This window comes from Acinetobacter sp. CIP 101934, from assembly GCF_000369585.1.
In the GTDB taxonomy this organism is placed as follows: domain Bacteria; phylum Pseudomonadota; class Gammaproteobacteria; order Pseudomonadales; family Moraxellaceae; genus Acinetobacter; species Acinetobacter schindleri.
In genome coordinates, this window is the sequence record NZ_KB850094.1 from 267,948 (window position 1) to 287,654 (window position 19,707).

17 protein-coding genes are annotated in these 19,707 nt (G+C 44.6%); 3 read left to right on the top strand and 14 right to left on the bottom strand.

Features of this window, described 5'->3' with window-relative positions; all coding sequences use genetic code 11:
• Window positions 1-22 precede the first annotated feature (22 nt).
• The 7 genes from F899_RS01775 to urtA form a co-directional block, all read right to left on the bottom strand.
• Window positions 23-1,147 carry an AAA family ATPase gene (locus F899_RS01775; protein WP_005220517.1) on the bottom strand — a complete coding sequence of 375 codons (1,125 nt, stop codon included), beginning with the start codon at window positions 1,145-1,147 and terminating at the stop codon, window positions 23-25.
• Between the two features lie 26 nt (window positions 1,148-1,173).
• Window positions 1,174-2,217 carry an aliphatic amidase gene (locus F899_RS01780; RefSeq protein WP_004813842.1) on the bottom strand — a complete coding sequence of 348 codons (1,044 nt, stop codon included), beginning with the start codon at window positions 2,215-2,217 and terminating at the stop codon, window positions 1,174-1,176.
• A gap of 242 nt (window positions 2,218-2,459) precedes the next feature.
• Complete coding sequence (gene urtE, locus F899_RS01785; RefSeq protein WP_004756673.1) at window positions 2,460-3,158, bottom strand: urea ABC transporter ATP-binding subunit UrtE; 699 nt, start codon at window positions 3,156-3,158, stop codon at window positions 2,460-2,462.
• A gap of 10 nt (window positions 3,159-3,168) precedes the next feature.
• On the bottom strand, window positions 3,169-3,927 hold the full coding sequence (urtD, locus tag F899_RS01790) for an urea ABC transporter ATP-binding protein UrtD (RefSeq protein ID WP_005220518.1): 759 nt from the start codon (window positions 3,925-3,927) through the stop codon (window positions 3,169-3,171).
• Entirely contained in the window at window positions 3,924-5,087 is a 1,164-nt protein-coding gene (gene urtC / locus F899_RS01795) for an urea ABC transporter permease subunit UrtC (protein ID WP_004813838.1), read from the bottom strand. The genes urtD and urtC overlap by 4 nt, the downstream gene beginning before the upstream one ends.
• A gap of 18 nt (window positions 5,088-5,105) precedes the next feature.
• Window positions 5,106-6,026, bottom strand: a complete 921-nt coding sequence (gene urtB, locus F899_RS01800; RefSeq protein ID WP_000365952.1) for an urea ABC transporter permease subunit UrtB — start codon at window positions 6,024-6,026, stop codon at window positions 5,106-5,108.
• A gap of 82 nt (window positions 6,027-6,108) precedes the next feature.
• Window positions 6,109-7,347: an urea ABC transporter substrate-binding protein gene (urtA, locus tag F899_RS01805; RefSeq protein ID WP_004813834.1), complete on the bottom strand. Its 1,239-nt coding sequence runs from the start codon at window positions 7,345-7,347 to the stop codon at window positions 6,109-6,111.
• 204 nt (window positions 7,348-7,551) lie between these two features.
• Between urtA and F899_RS01810 the strand changes: the two genes are divergently transcribed.
• Together F899_RS01810 and F899_RS01815 are read left to right on the top strand one after the other, a co-directional pair.
• Entirely contained in the window at window positions 7,552-11,013 is a 3,462-nt protein-coding gene (locus tag F899_RS01810) for a hybrid sensor histidine kinase/response regulator (RefSeq protein ID WP_005220519.1), read from the top strand.
• Between the two features lie 13 nt (window positions 11,014-11,026).
• Window positions 11,027-11,947: a response regulator gene (locus tag F899_RS01815; RefSeq protein ID WP_005220520.1), complete on the top strand. Its 921-nt coding sequence runs from the start codon at window positions 11,027-11,029 to the stop codon at window positions 11,945-11,947.
• An 85-nt stretch (window positions 11,948-12,032) separates the two neighbouring features.
• On the opposite strand, the gene F899_RS01820 is transcribed toward F899_RS01815, so the two are convergent.
• The 4 genes from F899_RS01820 to alc all read right to left on the bottom strand — a co-directional run bounded on the left by F899_RS01820 (window position 12,033) and on the right by alc (window position 15,370).
• The gene (locus F899_RS01820) at window positions 12,033-12,737 is read right to left on the bottom strand and encodes a phospholipase D family protein (protein WP_004890846.1); all 705 of its coding nucleotides are present in this window, start codon (window positions 12,735-12,737) and stop codon (window positions 12,033-12,035) included.
• A 67-nt stretch (window positions 12,738-12,804) separates the two neighbouring features.
• Complete coding sequence (locus F899_RS01825) at window positions 12,805-13,527, bottom strand: hypothetical protein (RefSeq protein ID WP_005220521.1); 723 nt, start codon at window positions 13,525-13,527, stop codon at window positions 12,805-12,807.
• A 72-nt stretch (window positions 13,528-13,599) separates the two neighbouring features.
• Complete coding sequence (locus F899_RS01830; RefSeq protein ID WP_004813822.1) at window positions 13,600-14,109, bottom strand: ureidoglycolate lyase; 510 nt, start codon at window positions 14,107-14,109, stop codon at window positions 13,600-13,602.
• A gap of 253 nt (window positions 14,110-14,362) precedes the next feature.
• Window positions 14,363-15,370: an allantoicase gene (alc, locus tag F899_RS01835; protein ID WP_005220522.1), complete on the bottom strand. Its 1,008-nt coding sequence runs from the start codon at window positions 15,368-15,370 to the stop codon at window positions 14,363-14,365.
• A gap of 217 nt (window positions 15,371-15,587) precedes the next feature.
• Here alc and hpxO point away from each other — a divergent pair, with 217 nt between their 5' ends.
• Window positions 15,588-16,745 (top strand): FAD-dependent urate hydroxylase HpxO, encoded by a 1,158-nt coding sequence (hpxO, locus tag F899_RS01840; protein WP_005220523.1) that lies wholly within the window; start codon window positions 15,588-15,590, stop codon window positions 16,743-16,745.
• A gap of 127 nt (window positions 16,746-16,872) precedes the next feature.
• On the opposite strand, the gene F899_RS01845 is transcribed toward hpxO, so the two are convergent.
• The 3 genes from F899_RS01845 to F899_RS01855 form a co-directional block, all read right to left on the bottom strand.
• On the bottom strand, window positions 16,873-17,391 hold the full coding sequence (locus F899_RS01845) for a GNAT family N-acetyltransferase (RefSeq protein WP_005220525.1): 519 nt from the start codon (window positions 17,389-17,391) through the stop codon (window positions 16,873-16,875).
• A 77-nt stretch (window positions 17,392-17,468) separates the two neighbouring features.
• On the bottom strand, window positions 17,469-18,206 hold the full coding sequence (locus F899_RS01850; RefSeq protein WP_005220527.1) for an outer membrane protein OmpK: 738 nt from the start codon (window positions 18,204-18,206) through the stop codon (window positions 17,469-17,471).
• A 120-nt stretch (window positions 18,207-18,326) separates the two neighbouring features.
• Window positions 18,327-19,685: a nucleobase:cation symporter-2 family protein gene (locus F899_RS01855; RefSeq protein WP_005220529.1), complete on the bottom strand. Its 1,359-nt coding sequence runs from the start codon at window positions 19,683-19,685 to the stop codon at window positions 18,327-18,329.
• Window positions 19,686-19,707: the final 22 nt, after the last annotated feature.

Genomic DNA, 19,707 nt, shown 5'->3' on the forward strand with positions numbered 1-19,707 from the left:
CCTGTGTTGAGGTCGAATAAAGCTAGTTTTTGATGTTATTGCCCGTGTCATCCATGATGAACAGCAGATCTTCGATCACGCTTTCAACAGGAACTGACTGAACCTGGATCGTTTTGCCGTCATAATCAATGATGATTTGACCGGCTTCTGGATGCTGAATAAAAAACCTGGCGAGTTGTGGCTCAACCAGAACCCGAAAGCGGCGACTCAAGCCTCGTGCACCGAAGCGAACATCGTGTCCGGTAGACAGAAACTGGGTGGCAGCGGGTGTAAATTCAACTGTGCGGCTCTGCTTACGGAGTCGCTGATTCAGTTTCTCGATTTCCAGACTGACCAGTGTTGGCGCGAAATCAGCTTCAACCGCTTCATACTGCAGAATACGTTCAATACGATTCAAAAATTCAGGATCAAATTTCTTGTACAAGGCGCGTTCGGTAATCTGGCTGTCATCCAGTTTGGCCAGTCGGGCCAGTTTCTGAATAGGCTTGGGAAGCTTGGCCAGCTGTCTTAAGCGTGCCTGAGCATCTTTGGCGCCGACGTTACTGGTCATAAAGATCATGCAGTTTTTGAAATCCAATACTTTGGTACCCGCGGTCAGCTTTAAGGTTCCGGTTTCCAGAACGTTGAGCAGACCCCGAATGACTTCGGTACTGGCTTTTTCAATTTCATCAAACAGCACAATACCTGGCTTGGAAAAACTGCCCTGAATATGGGCTTCATCAAACAGGGTATTGCCTTCTTTAGAGCCGACATAGCCTGGAGGGGCACCTGTCAGTGCTGCAGCATAATGTTCCTGTGCCAGTGTGTTCATGTCGATCCGGCAGAATGCATCGGGCTTGCCATGGATTGCCTCAGCAATCAGCCGAACCGTTTCAGTTTTCCCCACACCCGTCGGTCCTAGCATCAATGTGACTGCCAGTGGCCGGGTAGGAGCATTAAAATCTGCCTTGACGGTTAAGAGCATGTTTTCAATTTCATCCAGTGCGGCACGCTGCCCAATGATATGACCACGTACATGCTGCATGACTTTTTCAGGATCAAAGCTAAAGCGAGAGGTACGTGCAATACGTTCTTTGCTCTGCATCTCATAACGCTGTTTGGCCAGGGTTTCCTGATTGGCACTGATGCGGTCGCTGGCAAATGTCATATCGAATACCTCCTCTCAGACCAAACTTAAGATGCTTCTTTTTCTAGGCCTTCATGTGGCAGATTGCCGATTGGGCATTCCGCAACACCGATGGTAGAGCGGGTAATTTTTTCCACGTTCTCTTGCGCTTTTTGAGCATCCAGAACCCAGGTTTTGTAGAAGTCGAATGGACAGTCCGCAACGCCTTTATCGCCGTCACCATTGTTATAGACACCGGTATAGCCACGGTGCAGCAATTTAAATAAATGGTTTTGTGACTGGTCGTATTTACGTGCATCACGAATTTCATGCAGTGACAATTGTGCGTATTGGATGCCGTTTTCTTCCGTACCACATTCACCCAAGGTACGGCCGTCGAAGCCGACTACTGCTGAGTGACCGAAGTAGGTGTAGACCCCATCAAAACCGGTACAGTTGGCAACAGCAACGTAAACGTTATTTGCCCATGCCATGCATTTCGCCATGTTGATCTGCTGATCTGCAGCCGGGTACATATAGCCTTGGCAACGCACGACCAGTTCAGCGCCTTTCATGGCACAGTCACGCCAGATTTCTGGATAGTTACCGTCATCACAGATGATCAGTGACATCTTGATGCCCTTCGGTCCTTCAGTCACATAAGTGGTATCACCTGGGCACCAGCCTTCAATCGGGCACCATGGGATAATCTTGCGGTATTTCTGAACGATTTCGCCCTTGTTATTAATCAGGATTAAGGTGTTATAAGGCACCTTGTTTGGATGTTCCTCATGTTGTTCACCGGTAATTGAGAACACGCCCCAGACGTTGGCTTCAATACAGGCTTGTGAGAAAATCGCGGTTTCATCGCCTGGAATGGTGGCAGCGGTTGCCATCATCTCGTCATGGTCGTACATAATGCCCATGGTGCTGTATTCAGGAAAAACAATCAGGTCCATACCTGGAATACCCTGTTTGATTCCTTTCAACATTTCAGCAATTTTTTTTGCGTTCTCAAGCACTTCCGCTTTGGTGTGCAAACGAGGAATTTTGTAGTTTACAACTGCCACACCTACTGTATCTGGGCTGCTTGAGATATCACCGTGACGCATTCAAATTTCTCCAACTCTTTTATTGATTCAACTTTATGATTCGAGTGTCGCGTGAAATGCGTTACAGCAAAATACGTTGAATTGCGTATATGGATGCGTAGACTGGAAGAAAATTTTAAATGTGAATAATCAAATAAAATATTTAAATACAATTCTGAGATATTAAGTGAAATAGAAATTAAAAATCCCCCGACGAATCGGGGGAGGTGGAGAAAAATTATAGCCAGATTAAACCAGCAATATTAAACAGAAAGATACTTACTGATGGTGGTCTCATCGACATTTTCACGGACATTTTCATAAGCAAAGCGGCCCTTATCGATCACCAGGAAGCGATCTGCCATCGCCATGGTGAAACTCAGCACCTGTTCAGAGACCACAATGGTCAGATCACGCTGATCCCGAATCTCTTTCAGTGTTCTGGCAATGTCCTTGATGATTGAAGGCTGAATCCCTTCCGTCGGCTCATCCAGCAGAAGCACTTTAGGGTTGGTCGCCAGAGCACGGGCAATTGCTAATTGCTGTTGTTGCCCACCCGATAAGTTTCCGCCTTTACGTTTGCGCATATCCCAAAGCACAGGAAACAGCTCATACAGGTCATCTGGTACTTTGCCATGGGCAGAAGCCGGTAAACCGGTCTGAATATTTTCCAGCACCGACATGGTGGAGAAAATCATCCGGCCCTGCGGCACATAAGCCACACCGTTTTCTACGCGCTGGTAAGGATCCAGTTTTTCCAGATTCTTGCCATCCAGCTTGATTTCACCTTTGGTATTTTTAATATCACCAATCAGGGTTTTAAACAGGGTGGTTTTACCCATGCCGTTACGGCCCATGATCGCTACAATTTCCTTCGGCTGGATCTTCAGTTCCAGGTCGTGAATCACCTGACTTTGTTTATATCCTGAACACAAAGCATTAATTTCTAATAATCCGCTCATAGTGGCCTCCTTAGTGTCCCAGATAAACTTCAATCACTTTTGGATCATTTTGCACATCGTCCATTTTGCCTGCTGCCAGAATTTTGCCTTGGTGCAGTACCGTGACTTTGTCCGCAATGGTTTTGACAAATTCCATGTCATGTTCAATCACCAGCACAGAACGTCCTTTGCTAATCTCCCGCAACAGTTGCGCCGTCTGCTCACGCTCCGACACACTCATCCCTGCGACAGGTTCATCCAGCATGAGCAGCTCAGGGTCTTGCATCAATAACATGCCAATTTCCAGCCACTGCTTCTGGCCATGAGAGAGCAGACCGGCGGAGGTATCCAGCAGGTCAGTCAGGAAAATCTTGCCAGCAACTTCACGAATACGCTCATCGACATCTATGGTGCGTCTGAAGAACAGCGCACCAAAGACATTACGGCCACGCGGGAAGGACATTTCCAGGTTGTCATAGACCGACAGGTTTTCATAAATATTCGGGTTCTGGAATTTACGCCCAACCCCTTTACGGACAATGTCGAACTCTTTCAGTTTGGTCAGTTCAATATCATTAAATTTGATCGTGCCTGAAGTTGCTTTGGTCTTGCCGCAGATCAGATCCAGCACTGTGGTTTTGCCGGCTCCATTGGGACCGATCACCACATGGACTTCGTTTTTATCCAGATAGAAGTTGAGATCACTGACTGCCTTGAAACCGTCGAAGGACACGGTGAGATCTTCAATGACCAGCACCGGTTTATTCATTTCTATGCCGACTTTATTCATTTCACGCCTCCTTCTACAATTGGATCGATCGTTTTATCCGGATCACTACTTGGCGGTGGCGAAGTGCTGTCGATCGGTTTCTTTTTCAGGAACAATGGACGGACATATTTTTCATACAGACCCGCTAAGCCATTCGGTAAGAACATGACAACACCGATGAACAGTGCACCGAGGAAATACAACCATACTTCAGGAAAGGCTTCAGAGAAGTAAGTTTTACCCAGATTCACCAGAACGGCACCATACACTGCCCCAATCAGTGACAGACGACCACCGACTGCAGCCAGAATGACCATTTCAATCGAAGGTACGATGCCGATAATCGTTGGTGACATGAAGCCGACTTGCAGGGTAAACATCGCACCACCAATAGATGACACCACAGCTGCGAAACAGAAAATGAAGACTTTATACATGGCCACGTCATAGCCAGAGAAACGTACACGTTCTTCTTTGTCACGCATCGCAGAAAGCAGACGACCGAGTTTAGAACTGAGGACAAAACGGCTGATCATGATCACTGCAATGAGCAGCAGGGCATTGATGTAGTACAGGACATATTTGGCTTCATCGGTACGGATATCCCAGCCATGCAGGGTTTTCAGGTCTGTAATCCCGTTAATGCCGCCAGTGAAACCTTGTTGACCAATAATCAGAATGGTCAGGATCGCTACAATGGCTTGCATGATGATCGAGAAGTACACATCACCGACACGACGGGTAAACATCGCGAAACCGATGATGAAGGCAAGCAAGATTGGAATGATGATGATGGCAAACAAAGTAAACCCGAAGCTATGGAAAGGTTCCCAGAAGCCTGGCAAGCTGGTGATCTGGTTCCAGTCCATAAAGTCTGGAATTCCTGGCGTGGTTTGCGCTGCTGTAGATTGCATGTCTGAAGCTTCAAGTTTCAGGAACATGGCCATGCAGTAGCCGCCAATGCCAAAGAAAATCCCTTGACCTAAACTTAAGATACCACCGTGTCCCCAGCACAGAACCAGGCCGATTGCGACAAAAGCAAAAGTCAGATATTTACCCATCAGATTCAGACGGAAAATATCCAGGAACATTGGCATGACCAGCAGGATCAGTACCGCAAGAATCACCAGACCAATCGCACCTTCTTTACCGCCTAAAAAGGCATTCATTAGATTCTTCATAATATCTCTCCTGAATCCCTATTTACGTACTTTGATTGAGAAGAGACCCTGAGGACGCAGCATCAGGATAATAATGACTGTAGCCAGTGTGAGGACTTTAGCGACAGAACCAGAAAGGAAGAATTCCAGAATAGATTGTGCTTGCGCGATACTGAATGCAGAGGCAACGGTGCCAAGCAAGCTTGCAGCGCCGCCGAAGACCACGACTAAGAATGTATCGACGATATACAGCGAACCGGCTGTAGGACCAGTAGAACCGATGGTTGTGAAAGCTGCACCGGCAATACCTGCAAGCCCACAACCCAAGGCAAAGGTTAAGCTGTCAACACGTTTGGTATTGATCCCGACAGCACCACTCATAAAGCGGTTCTGGTTGGTTGCACGAAGCTGTAAACCCCAGCGTGAACGGTAAATCAGAAAGTAGACAAATGCAGTAACACAGAGGGTGACGCCCACCAGGAATAAACCGTTGATTGGAATATCGATGGCTTCCGTCGGTTGATAAGAACCCATTAACCAGTCAGGTAGAGTCGGGCTGACTTCCTTAGGGCCGAAAATAGAACGAAACAACTGCTGCATGATGAGGCTCAAGCCCCATGTTGCAAGAAGTGTATCGAGTGGCCGTTGATAGAGCCGGCTGATCATGAGCCGTTCCACCATGTAACCGATAATGCCTGCTGTGAGGAAGGCTGCAATGATTGCAATCAGGAAATAGTAAGGTAGGAGTTGAGGGAAAAAACTTTCAGTCAGTGTGGAAATGAAAAATGTCGTATATGCACCAATGGTCAGAAACTCACCATGTGCCATGTTAATTACGCCCATTTGCCCAAAGATAATTGCAAGGCCGAGCGCCATCAATAACAGCACACAGAACACAGAGAGACCATTAAAGCCTTGCATGGCAAATATTGCACCGAATTCTGCAAATGATAGATCCATCGCATCATCCTCCAAGCTTTAAAAAATTGTGTGGAATAAAAAGATCAGGAGAATGGCTTCCCCTGATCATGTGGCTGTTAACTCAGTAACCTTTAGGGAATGGGTTTGGTTTGATTAGACCTTTAGACTCGTAAACAACTTTGAACTGACCATTTGGTTGCACTTGACCAATACGTGATTTGCTCCATAAATGGTGGTTCGGGTCAATTTTCACGTAGCCTTCAGGTGCAGTTTTCATTTCTAGGCCTTTAGATGCGGCAGTCACTTTCGCGACATCGAAGCTACCGGCTTTTTCAACTGCTGCTTTCCATAACCATGGACCTAGGTAAGCGGCTTGTGTTACGTCACCTACCACCGCTTTAGGGCCATATTTCGCTTTAAAGGCTTTTACGAATGCAGCATTATTGGGGTTATTCAGGCTTTGGAAATATTTCATTGAAGAGTAGAAGCCCTTCATGTTTTCGCCGCCAATCCCCAGCAATTCATCTTCAGTCACTGAAAGGGTAAGCAGTGTCTGTTTGTCGCCTGTTACGCCCGCAGCTTTCATTTGTTTGTAGAAGGATACGTTCGAACCGCCCACAACTGCTGCAAAGATGGCATCTGGTTTACGCAGTTTGGTTTTGTTGATGAGGGAGCCGAATTGTGTATGGCCCAATGGATAGTATTCTTCACCAACCACTTTACCTTTCAGTACTTTTTCGATGTGGGTACGGGCAATTTTCATGGTGGTACGTGGCCAGATGTAATCAGAACCAATCAGATAGAAGGTTTTGGCTTTTTTCTCTTTTGCCAGCCAGTTCAGTGCTTCAAGTACCTGTTGAGTTGCTTCCTGACCGGTGTAGATCACGTTTTTAGATTGTTCTAAGCCTTCATAGAAGGTTGGGTAATAAAGTAGAGAGTTATTGCGTTCAATAATCGGCAGTACGGCTTTACGAGAGGCTGAAGTCCAGCAGCCGAAAATTGCAGCAACACGGTCTTTTTCAGACAATTTACGTGCTTTTTCTGCAAAGGTTGGCCAGTCAGAAGCACCATCTTCCTGAATAATTTTGATTTGTCGACCGAGAACACCGCCCTGTTTATTGATCTGTTCAATGGCCAGACGTTCTGCCTGAATCGAACCGGTTTCAGAAATTGCCATGGTGCCGGTTGCTGAGTGCAACTGACCCACATACACAAACTTGTCATCGACTTTAAGTTTGGTGGTATTGACCTTTGCTGTTGCAGGAACGCTGGCATTGGTCAGTGCGGGTGCCAGCAGGAATGGAACAGCAAGTAAACCTGCCAGTAATCCAGATGTCTTTACTTTTGATTTCAAGCTCATGTCGGGTTCCCCTATAGAATTAGATGTGCTGATGCGCTTAATCATTGGTTTGCGCTTGGTATGGAACTAAGCCTAAGGGGAGTTAAAAAATGAGCATATACGTCACTTTACGTATATAACCTTCAGTCGGATTATTTTTAGATACTGATAGGCTGGGCATAGTTATTGCTTTTAAGAGCAGATATTTAGCTTTATTTAATCTGTATGGACCCAACAGCCAAGACCAGTCAGGCACCGCAGCGCGTCATTCATACCCGGCGTAAATACAATACCTGGGTGGTCGATGAAAGTATTGAAGATTATGCCCTGCGCTATGCGCCTAAATCCGTCCGGAAATGGTCACTATGGACAGTGACCAACACGGCGCTTGCAGCCGTCAGTTTCCTGGCAATGGAGGCACTTGGAGCCACCATGCTCTGGCAATACGGGTTTAGTAATGCTTTCTGGGCCCTGGTGGTTGTGGCGATTATCATTTTCCTGACCAGCTGGCCGATTGGTTATTATGCTGCCCGTTATAATGTCGATATTGATTTACTGACCCGTGGTGCCGGATTTGGCTATATTGGCTCCTCCATTACCTCGGTCATTTATGCCAGTTTCACCTTTATCTTTCTCGCCTTTGAAGCCGCCATCATGGCGCTGGCATTGGAGCTAGGCTTAGGGATACCCCTGAGTATTGGCTACCTGATTTCAGCACTGGTGATTTTGCCATTGGTGGTCAAAGGTATTGGCTTCATCAATAAGGTGCAGGCCATCACCCAACCACTCTGGTTATTTCTGCTTTTATTACCATGGTGCTTTGTCTTGGTGAAACAACCTGATTTGATCAGCAATCTTGCATTGATTGAGGGCGCAAAAAGTCAGAGCGCTGCCTTTAATCTGTCTTTTTTTGGTGCATCCTGCACGGTGCTCTTTGCCTTGATCACCCAGATCGGAGAACAGGCGGATTATCTGCGATTTTTACCTGATAAAAAACATATTCAGCGTAAATGGAATTGGGCAGTCTTTTTAGGTGGACCAGCTTGGATTCTGGGCGGATTTATCAAGATATTCATGGGTATGCTACTTATGGCGCTGGCAATGCAGTATCTGGTTGCCGATTCTGAACTGAGTAACCCCAATTATCTGTACTGGATTGCCTATCAACAGGTGGTCAATCATCCCGGTATTGCTTTATTTCTGACGGTTTTATTTGTCTGCATCGCTCAGATCAAGATTAATGTTACCAATGCCTATGCAGGGTCATTGGCCTGGTCGAACTTTTTTGCGCGTCTAACGCATAGCCATCCAGGGCGCGTAGTCTGGCTGGTATTCAATATCTTTATCGCCTTGCTATTGATGGAACTTGGGGTAATCCATGCGGTGGAGCGTGTGCTTGGCTTATATAGTAATGTGGCCCTTGCTTGGATTGGTGCCATTGTTGCGGATCTGGTGATCTGTAAACCACTGGGACTGAGTCCAAAAGGAATTGAATTTCGACGAGCCTATTTATATGACATTAATCCGGTTGGAGTCGGTAGCCTGATCATTGCATCGGTCTTATCCATGCTGTGTTACTGGGGCGTTTTTGGAGAGATTGCCCGATCCTTGGCCGGTTTTATTGCACTCGGTACGGCGATGTTATGTGTACCGCTAATTGCTTGGTTTACCAAAGGTAAATATTACTTGGCACGTCAAGAAAAGCCTGAGTTGGAGCTGCTCGAAACCCAAACCTGTGTAGTCTGTGAGCATGATTATGAAACTGCAGACATGGCCAGTTGTCCAGCCTATAGCAGTCAGATCTGTTCTCTGTGCTGCACGCTTGAAGCACGTTGTCATGACCTGTGTAAGCCGCATGCACGCTGGTCTTCACAGCTCAGAGTTTTTGCAGCCTGGTTCCTGCCGAAATACTGGGTACAATATATTAATACCCGATTGAGTCTGTATATCCTGCTGATTTTCGTCTTAGGCGTGGTGCTGGCAGTCAGTCTGAGCCTGATTTATTTACAGGAATCTGCCAGCTTGGGCGCTTTGTCACAGCAGCAGGATGCGCTGACAATGCTGTTCGTCAAAATCTATGCCGTACTGTTCCTGCTACTGTGTGTAGCCGCCTGGTGGTTAGTGCTGAATGATGAAAGTCGACGTCAGGCGCAATTGGAAAGCAATACCCAGACCCAACTGCTGATGGATGAGATTGAAGCGCATAAAATTACCGATCGCCAGTTACAGGATGCCCGCATTCAGGCAGAAAAAGCCAATGAAGCCAAAAGCCGTTATGTAATTGGTATCAGTCATGAATTACGCACGCCGTTGAACAGTATTCTCGGTTATAGCCAGCTACTGCAGAAACAGGAAAAACTGTCTGAACAGGGCGAGTCTGCCCTTGGCGTGATTAGCCGTAGCGGTCAGCATCTGACTTCTCTGATTGATGGTCTGCTGGATTTGGCACGGATTGAAACTGGCAAGATTTCTTTGGAAAATTCCAATATCGACCTGCCAAAATTTCTTAAACAGATCGTGCATATATTCGAGCCACAGTTTGCCCAAAAGCAGCTGAAGTTTGATGTGGAGATCAGTAGCAAGATTCCACAGTATGTCCGTATTGATAAAAAACGTCTGGAACAGATACTGATTAATTTGCTGGGTAATGCTTTGAAATTTACCCTGGAGGGGGGAGTCAAATTTAAGGTCGATTACCGTTTTCAGACCGCTTATTTTGAAATTCATGATACGGGTTGTGGTATTGCTGAATCGGACGTTGAGCGGATATTCCAGCCTTTTGAACGTGGTCGTAATGTGGTACAGGGCAGTTTTGCCGGCACGGGTTTGGGGCTGCCAATCGTGAAGCTCCTAGTCGATATTCTCGGTGGCGAGCTGACCCTGAGCAGCCAGTTAAAACAGGGTTCAGTGTTTAAAATCAAATTGTATTTACCTTCTAAATCCCTGATCCATCCGATCGCGGATGTTGCCTCTAATACCGTGACCGGTTATACCGGAGAACGCCGTAAAATACTGGTTGTTGATAATGAAGCAACCGATCGTGGTCTGGTTCTGAATTTTCTTAAACCCTTAGGTTTTATTTTAGAAGAGGCAGAATCAGGTTTAGCCTGTTTGCGCCAGGTACCAGAATTTAATCCTGATCTGATTCTGATGGATTTGAGCATGCCTTTACTGGGCGGCTGGGAAACGGCGAAATTGCTGCGTCAGAATAAAATCACCAATGTACCGATTATTATTATTTCCGCAGATGCCAATGAGCGGATGATTAATCCGGAAACGGATGTATTGAATGAAGACTTTTTAGTAAAACCGGTCGATCTCAATTTATTATTAAACAAGATTGGCGATAAGCTGGGCTTAAGCTGGCTTCATCAGCATGAGCAGCAGCCAGAACAAGAACAAGAACAGCCTTCTGACCAGAAAGTACAGATCTCCACGGTTGTGGTTGAAAGCAGAAATGAATTGAACCCATCCATTCCATTGTTGAGCGTGGCAGAGGTGGTCATTCAGCTGGAACAGCATTTAAGTATTGGTTTTATCCGGGGGGCAAAAGATGTACTGCATGAATGTGGCCAGCACTTTGAACAATATAACGATATATGGCATCAGATTGAGCAGGATTTAAAACGATTTGATTTTAAAAGAGCAATTCAGCGACTTCATGAGCATGCAGATGTGCTGAAGTAGGGGGAAGGTGGGCATGTTAGAAAGTATTTTGATTGTGGATGATATACCTGAAAATCTAAGTCTATTGCATGAGAGCCTAGATCAGGCTGGCTATCAGGTACTTGTGGCGACCAATGGATTTGATGCAATTGAAATTGCGCATCGTATTCAGCCTGACATGATCCTGCTTGATGGCAGTATGCCGGAGATGGATGGCTTCGAAACCTGCACTCAGCTTAAAGCCAGTCCAGTGACTGAACATATTCCGGTGATCTTTATGACCGGGCTGACAGAAACCGAACATATCCTCAAAGGCTTTCAGGTCGGTGGGGTAGACTATGTCACCAAGCCTTTAAATATTGATGAAGTTCGGGCACGAGTAAAAACCCATTTGTTACAGGCGCGTCTGATGCATCAGCAGCGACAAATGCTGGATGCAACAGGCAGTGCGATTTTATCGCTGAATCTGGAAGGTGAAATTATCTGGCAGACCCCAATCGTCAGTGAATTGCTGAAAAATCATCAGGTGGATGTACAGCATTTTCAGTCCAGTTTGAATCAGTGGCTACAGGACTTGCTCAAGCAGCCAGATCAAGCACACTTACTACATGGTCAGTATGGTCATGGCCATCAGCAGTTACAGCTTAACCTGCTCACCAAACTGTATGCAGGGCATATCTCTAAACATGTCTTGGTACAGTTGAAAGAGCAGACCCAAATGCCGAGCGCAGAGGAAATCGCGCAGGCCTGTCCAAACCTGACGCCGCGTGAAGCAGAAGTGATGCATTGGGTCACGATGGGGAAGACCAACCGGGATATTGCCGAGATCTTACAGCTCAGCCCGCGGACGGTGAACAAGCATCTTGAGCATGTCTTTGAAAAGCTCTATGTAGAAACACGGACGGCTGCGGTATTGCATGTCATGTCAGCTTGTCAGAATCAGGCAGTGGCTTAGTTTTCCCTTAGTATAGGAATCTTTGGAGGATTTACGACCTCACCCTAACCCTCTCCTAGAAGGAGAGGAGACTTAAAATTTTTATTTAGATCTCGGTATTTTCATTCCAGAGGAAATAGCCGCCATACTGACTTGGTCTAAACTCACCACCAATTTCTTTTCCTTGCTCAGTTAGAAGGTGTTTACCACTTTCATTGAGTTTTAAAAAACCTTTCTCTGTCATCTTATCGAGCAAATCAGCTGTTTTAATTTTGTGCTTTGCAGCGAGTTTAGACGTGGTAAGTCTAGAAAAAGTATTACTTTCTTCATCTATCTCAGTTTCTTTAGAACCAGATTCATTTTTTACTTCATCTAGACTAATTCGGACTTCTTCACTGATACGTATAATCCGCTGAGCTTCCTCGTAGGCTTCTTTAAAGACAATATCATCTTCGTATTTGCGAACCAAAATGCCCATCTCATTATTATTGACCTGGCTAAACTCATAGAGATTTAAGCTTGAGATAATACATTCAGACTCATTGAGATAGCATTTAGCATGTAGGTTCTTACAGAAACTAAGACGGACATAATCAAGTTTTTGCAGCCATTTAATCTCTTCTGGATGTAGATCGCTCTTCCCATATACGATGCGAATATCAATTTTTAGCCGGTCTTTATCTTCTAATAATTCTTTAATTCGATCATTCAAACGCAAGTATGGACTAATCAGGATTAAACGTTCTTTTGCACTCTTAATCAGCTCTTCCAGGAAGAAATTCGTTGCGCTGGTATTTAAAAATTTTGCCATCGTTTCCCTCTAATCTATTTTTATTGTCTGCGGTATATTAAATGATAATTTTTATAAAATTGAAGATTTATTCAACTTTCAAATAAACTCCACTCGCCGACACATTATGACCAAAACCACAACTCATGATGTTAGTTTCTTTTACATGAAGCTGCTGCCCAACTTTTGAATCAAATTTAAAATCCAAATTAATTTTACAGTCATTTGCACGATAGCTGGTTTGAGTTTGATTAAATGGCATGGTGGTCTGGAATTCACCGATATTTGGTCCATAAATCAGACTGCGAATTCCCATATATAAGCCATTAAATTCTAGTGCATAGGACTTTGCAGTACGTTTCACTTCAATAGTATTCCATTGCCCAAAACCCGCGTAACGTACATATTTTCCAGACAGGTGAGAACTTTGCTTTGGGGCAGGAAGCTGTTTCAAGTTGAACTGGCTGTTTTTAGCGTCAGGATAGACAGAAAACCAGGCACGTGCCCATTGCGGTTTGCCTAGTTTGGCATAACTCAGGCCAACATTATTAAACGCAGTACTCATTGCGTGCTCGGTAAAAGCAATGCCGCCATCTTCTACATTCATACTGCAAAAGCTTGACCATGCCGCCTGTTGTTCAAACTGTTCAACGGCCTTGGCATACTGTTTCTGATCATAGAATTGCTTACCAGTGGCTGCATAGCTTTTGACCTTGGCACAGCCAGCTCGTAATTCCTGTTGAAAGGGGGTATCTGAAAAACAAAGAGGACTCAAAGCAGTCAGGGTGATAGCAACTAAAGACTTATACATGGTTTTGCTCAGTTTTAATTCTTATTCTGAATAAAACACACAGCATACTTCAAGTAAATATTGGTCTTGTGATTAGAAGAGATTTCCTTCGATTTTGAAAGTTTCGGGAAACTGATAGACATCGCAATTATGTCCGGTACCAATCCGGTCAACCACGGCAAAATCACTGGGTGCCTCTAGGGTCAGCAGGGGATGATGCCAAGTACCTGCCCGGTAATTGATCCCTTGAGTTCCATCTGTAATAAATGCACAAAGCTGAGACAGATCCGGAGTGTCTGTATCCAAACTTGGCGCAACGACAATCAGGAACTTTTGTCCCTGCATGGGGATAAAGGCTTGAGAACCATTCGGATGTCGTTCCAGCATGGAGATTTCAAAAGGAATTTGAGTACTTTTAATATTTCTAAAAATACTGATCCCCGCTTTGGCATCTCCCATAATTTCAGTCATCACCAGTGCATGATAACGCTCGGTATGTGCATCGTTGATATGGAAATAGTCATTACCCTGACAGCTGATGACTTCACCAAAACGAGCAAAGTTTTCACTGGTTAATAGCTGAATCTGAATCGTATTTTTCATTCTTTTACATTCCCTTTGCTCGTGTTTTTATGACAAGACTTTCTTGATTAATCTCACTATTTTATCCCTGTATATTAAGTAAGCAAGGAGGATACTTTGAGGAAAATGTGAGTAGAAAGTAAATGAGCGGATTTGATCTGTCAGAAGGTAGGGATAAGTTTGGCAGTGAACCCGATTCTGAGATCAGGTCCACTGCCATCTGTTAAAACAGCTGTTCGATTGACCATCCTGTGGAGAGGGAGGGTCAATCGCATTAATCAGCTACCTTTCCCCATAAACGGATACGGCTAATACCGCCATCAGGAATCATATTCACACGGATATGTGAAATCTTTTCATGTACCAGAATTTCATTGATAAAGCTATGCACGTGATCCATCTGCATGGGCTGGGCTTCAAGCAGGAAAGGCCAGAACATGCTTTGCGGAATCAGTTGCGGATCAGTCGCATCTTCTATATAGACGGCTTGAATAGAGACTTCTGCTGGATAGTTGCCTTTGAAGTGTGCAGTATCAATATCAATTTTTTCAATTTTTCCAGCTTGGCCTAAAGCCAGAATACACCAGTCAAAACCTGGAGCACGGCGACGTTTGGTTTCCCAGCCATCGCCCATATTGATGCCACGGCCTGGGTTAATTAGGTTACGTGGATGACCAAAATGCGCATCACTGTAGGCAATCACACGTCCGCCATTTTCCAGTGCCAGCAGATCCAGAGTTTCATTGCTGTCTTTTAACTGAATCTGCACATCTCCATAAACGCGCAGACGGGCTACACCACCATCCGGGTAGATATTTAAACGCAAATGGGTATAAGTGTTTTCTGAAGCAATTTGAAAAATATGATGCTGGCTTGGACCTAATATACTGTTTGGTAAAATTTGGTGCCATTCAACCTGCTCCAGGTTCTGATCTGGTGCATAGCAGGCTTCAACTGCAGCGGAGGCAGGATAGTTGCCACTAAAAAAAGTGGTATCAATATCCAGTGCACTAATTTTTCCTGCAACACCAAGCTTTACAATTGCCCAGTCATAGCCGGCATGACGCTTGCGGCGGGTTTCCCAACCATCCATCCATTTGCCATGATCATCGAACTTATCTTCGACAAAAATAGGTGCTGTAAATTGGAGCATGCGCTGTGCTTCAGCAAAAAAATCATCTGAACATTGCAATACTTTTGCACCAATACGTTCATCTGCCAGATTAGTAAGTTGCTGTAACTGTGCAGGTATTTCAAAAGCAGGTGCAAACAGGGTCGCCATATCAATCTTCCATTCTAAATTTATTCAACTGTCATTTTTTACGGGCTAAAGATAGCCAATGCCCTGTTTTTTTCTCCCCAAAACAAGGCAGTACTTTAAAAAATAATGCACAGCATGTGCCAACTTGAATCTGGGTATTTGAAACTATTCGAAAAATGGCACACTTTTCGCTTTGTCTCCCTGAGATGGATCAACATTTATTAACTTAGGGGGAACAATGAATATCACCATTATTGGCGCCGGGATGGCGGGCTTAACCACAGGCATTGCATTAAAGAAGTTCGGACATCAGGTCAGCATTTATGAGCAGGCCGAACAGATTTTGCCCGTGGGTGCTGCGATTTCTCTCTGGTCCAATGGGGTGAAATGTCTGAATTATTTAGGTTTAACTGACCAGGTCGCCCAACTGGGCGGGCAGATGGATAATCTGGCTTATGTTGATGGTCTGACTGGCGATGTTATGACCCAGTTCAGCCTTTATCCGCTGATTGAAGAAGTGGGGCAGCGTCCATATCCAGTCTCTCGTGCCGAATTACAGAATATGCTGATGGATGAATTTGGTCATGCTGATATTCATCTCGGTAAAAAAATGGTGGCGCTCAATGATGATGGACAACAGGTTACCGTTAGCTTTGCAGACGGTTCAGAAATTCAAACAGACTTGCTGGTTGGTGCCGATGGAACCCATTCCATGACCCGCGCTTATGTGCTCGGTGAAACTGTATCGCGTCGATATGCCGGTTATGTGAACTGGAATGGTCTGGTTGAGGTATCGGAAGATTTAGCCCCTGCTGATCAATGGACCACTTTTGTCGGTGAGGGCAAACGTGCTTCACTGATGCCGGTTGCAAATAACCGTTTCTACTTCTTTTTTGATGTGCCATTGCCAGTAGGGCTGGAGAATGTGCGTAGCCAATATAAAACATTACTCAAAGAATACTTTAAAGACTGGTGCCCTCAGGTTCAAAAGCTGATTGAGGCAATTGATGAGCAGCGTACCAATCGTGTCGAAATTCATGACATCGAACCATTTGCCGATTTTTATAAAGGCAATGTCGTCATTGTCGGTGATGCAGCCCACAGTACAACGCCGGATATTGGTCAAGGCGGTTGCCAGGCGATGGAAGATGCAATCTATCTGGCTCGTGCACTTCAGATCAATACACTGGGATTACAGGACTCATTACGTCGCTATCAGAATAAACGCAATGAACGTGCGAATGAACTGGTGCTGCGTGCGCGTAAACGCTGTGATGTCACTCATATGAAAGATAAAGAGGTAACAATGGAATGGTATGAAGAATTACGTCGTGAAAATGGCCCACATATTATGAAAGGCATTATTAGCAATATTATCGGTAACCCTTTGGACTGAAAATTGTATGAAAATTCATGATAATAAGCATATAAAATAATAACAATGATTGATCAGCAGAAGGGCGTAAGCCCTTTTTTTTATCTCTGTATTTTCTTGTTGCAGTCAGTTTTTAATATAGAAAAATCTAAAGTGAATTTTGATCCAGGTTCAGCTGAAGCAAGACCAGATCACGCCACTGACCAAATTTTTCTCCCACCTGCGGCATATAACCCGTTTGGATAAAGCCAAGTTTTTGATGCAAATGAATGGATGCTATATTTTCCGAATCAATTGCTGCCACCATGATATGCAGGCCCTGCCTGCTGGCAATTTCCATCAAGCGCAATAACAACTGTTTTCCTATCCCTTGACCAGTGTAGTCAGGATGTAGAAAGACCGCATGTTCAATTGTTTTAGAGAAACCCTGAATACTACGGAACTCATCATAATTGGCATAGCCAATGACTTTAGCTGTAGGCTGATGTTCTGCAACGAGTACCGGATAGTTCTGATCTTGAAGGGTTTTGAACCAGGCCTGTATATCTGACCATGCCATCGCAGTATGGTTCCAGGTGGCAGTACCGTTGATAATCTCCTGATTATAAATATTAAGGATACTTTCAAGGTCGTCTATATTGGCTGTACGGATCTGAACTGCACTCATTGAACTACCTACTGATTAAGTTAAATTAAAGAAATAAAAAAAGCAGAACCGAAGTTCTGCTCTTAAGATAACATCTCTTAGAAGTGATACTTCACAAGAGCGCTGACATCGTGTTGATCTAAACCTTTAATGGCATATTTGTTATTCCAGACAGAATGCTCAATACCAAGGTAAAGTTTAGTCTCAGGAGAAATGTGTTTGCCTACATTCCATTTGTACTGAGATGTCCAGTTCAATTCACTTGCGTGACCATTTTTCTCAGCAGTTGACCAATCCAGGAAAGCATCTGCCAGGAATTCTTCAGAACCGATTTTAAATGGCACTGCATAAGTGATGGTCATTTGATAATCATCTGGTGTGTCATCGTTGTCAGCTTTGTAGAAATTGATATTCGCATAACTTGTGTATGGAATATCAAGTGCAAAACCAATACCATATAAGTAGTTGTTAAAGTCAGTATTAGCGCTAGCGCTGCCTTCCCAAGTTGTCGCGATAAGAACGTCTTTAATTGGACCCAATTCAAGTTTTTGACCTGTTACAGCGCCCAGGCTTAAACGTGGTGCAACTTCGAAATAGGTTTCATTACCAAAGTCAGTATTACTACGGTCAGCAAAAGCAAAAAAATCGCCATACTTAAGACCTGCTGCATATTCAGCAGTTATCGTGGTCTGTTTGTTGTCATCACCTGCAAAAGGGACAGCATAGTTTTCACCATACAGACCTGTTAAGCTAAAGTCTTGCCAGATAGGTGCTGCTTGAGTAACAGCCGCAGTAGAAGCCAATGCACAAAGTGCTACGATTTGTTTAAGTTTCATTTAAAATCTCTCCCCCAAGAAAGCAGATAAAGCATACAGATTAATAAGTAAAAATAAAGTGAAAATTGATCGGTAACTGAAATTTATATGCAATATTCCGACCAACTTTTCTAATCAGGTTTAGTGGTGGCTATCTACTACCGGTTCAGCATTGGCCAAATTCTTAGTCTTAAACCAGTTTAAATGGTTGAATAAGATATTCAGTAAAATGGCCATTAAACAGGTTGAACTAATACCAGAGTGGAATAAAGTTTGAACCCATTTTGGAAAATCTGCATAAAAACTGTGATCAATGATAGGCACCATGCCGGCAGCGATTGACGTTGCTACAATGATCAGGTTCTTTTGCTCGTTATAGTCAATCTTCGCTAAGGTACGAATACCGCTGGCTGCAACTGTTCCAAATAACACCAAGCCTGCACCCCCTAGCACCGGTACGGGAATAGACGCAATTAAACGGCCCATAATTGGTAGCAAGCCCAGTACCACCAGAATAATGCCGCCTGCGGTCACAACAAAACGGCTCTTAACTCCAGTAATCGCCACCAGTCCAACATTCTGTGCAAAAGCACTTTGCATAAACGAACCGAAGATAGGGGCTGCGGCACTCGACAGCATGTCCGCACGCAAGCCATCAGAAATACGGTCAGCATCGACTTTGGTACCGACAATTTCACCAACTGCAATAATATCAGCCGTGGTTTCAGTCATGATTACCAAAGTCACAATCAACATGGAAAGAATGGCTGTCAATTCAAACGTGGGCATGCCAAAAGCAAAAAAACTCGGGAATTGTAACCATGCACCATCTGCCACTTTAGAAAAGTCACCAAAGCCGATTAAACCTGCAATTATGCTTCCTAATACAATAGATAGCAGAATGGACAAACGACGTACTGTGGCATTGCGGGATAAATTCAGCAAAATTACAATGGCTAAGGTCATTAGCGCCAAGCTAACATTTTCTGCACTACCCCAGTTTTCAGCATTTTTGTTGCCACCCATCATCCAGCGTACTGCAACTGGCAGTAAGGACAGACCAATGATGGTGATCACACAGCCAGTGACTACCGGTGGGAAAAACCGGATAATTCTAGAGAAATAGGGTGCTAGGAAGAAACCGATCAGACCAGAGACAATTACAGCGCCATAGACTGCCTGCAATCCTCCTCCGGTGGTCACGATCGCCACCATAGTGGCTACGCCAGCAAAAGATACCCCTTGTACCAAAGGCAAGCGAGCACCGACATATTTCACGCCTGCTGTCTGTAAAATTGTTGCTAGACCACCCACAAATAGTGCTGCGGCAATCAACAGACCGATTTCCATACCGCTCAGGCCTGCAGCAGTACCCACAATCAGGGGTGGGGCAATAATACCGCCATACATGGTCAATACATGCTGCAAGCCATAAGCCGCACTTTTTCCAACCCCTAAAAACTCATGTTCGGGTGAGACAGTTTTTTCTTGTTCTGACATATAAAATCCTTCTCTATTCTGA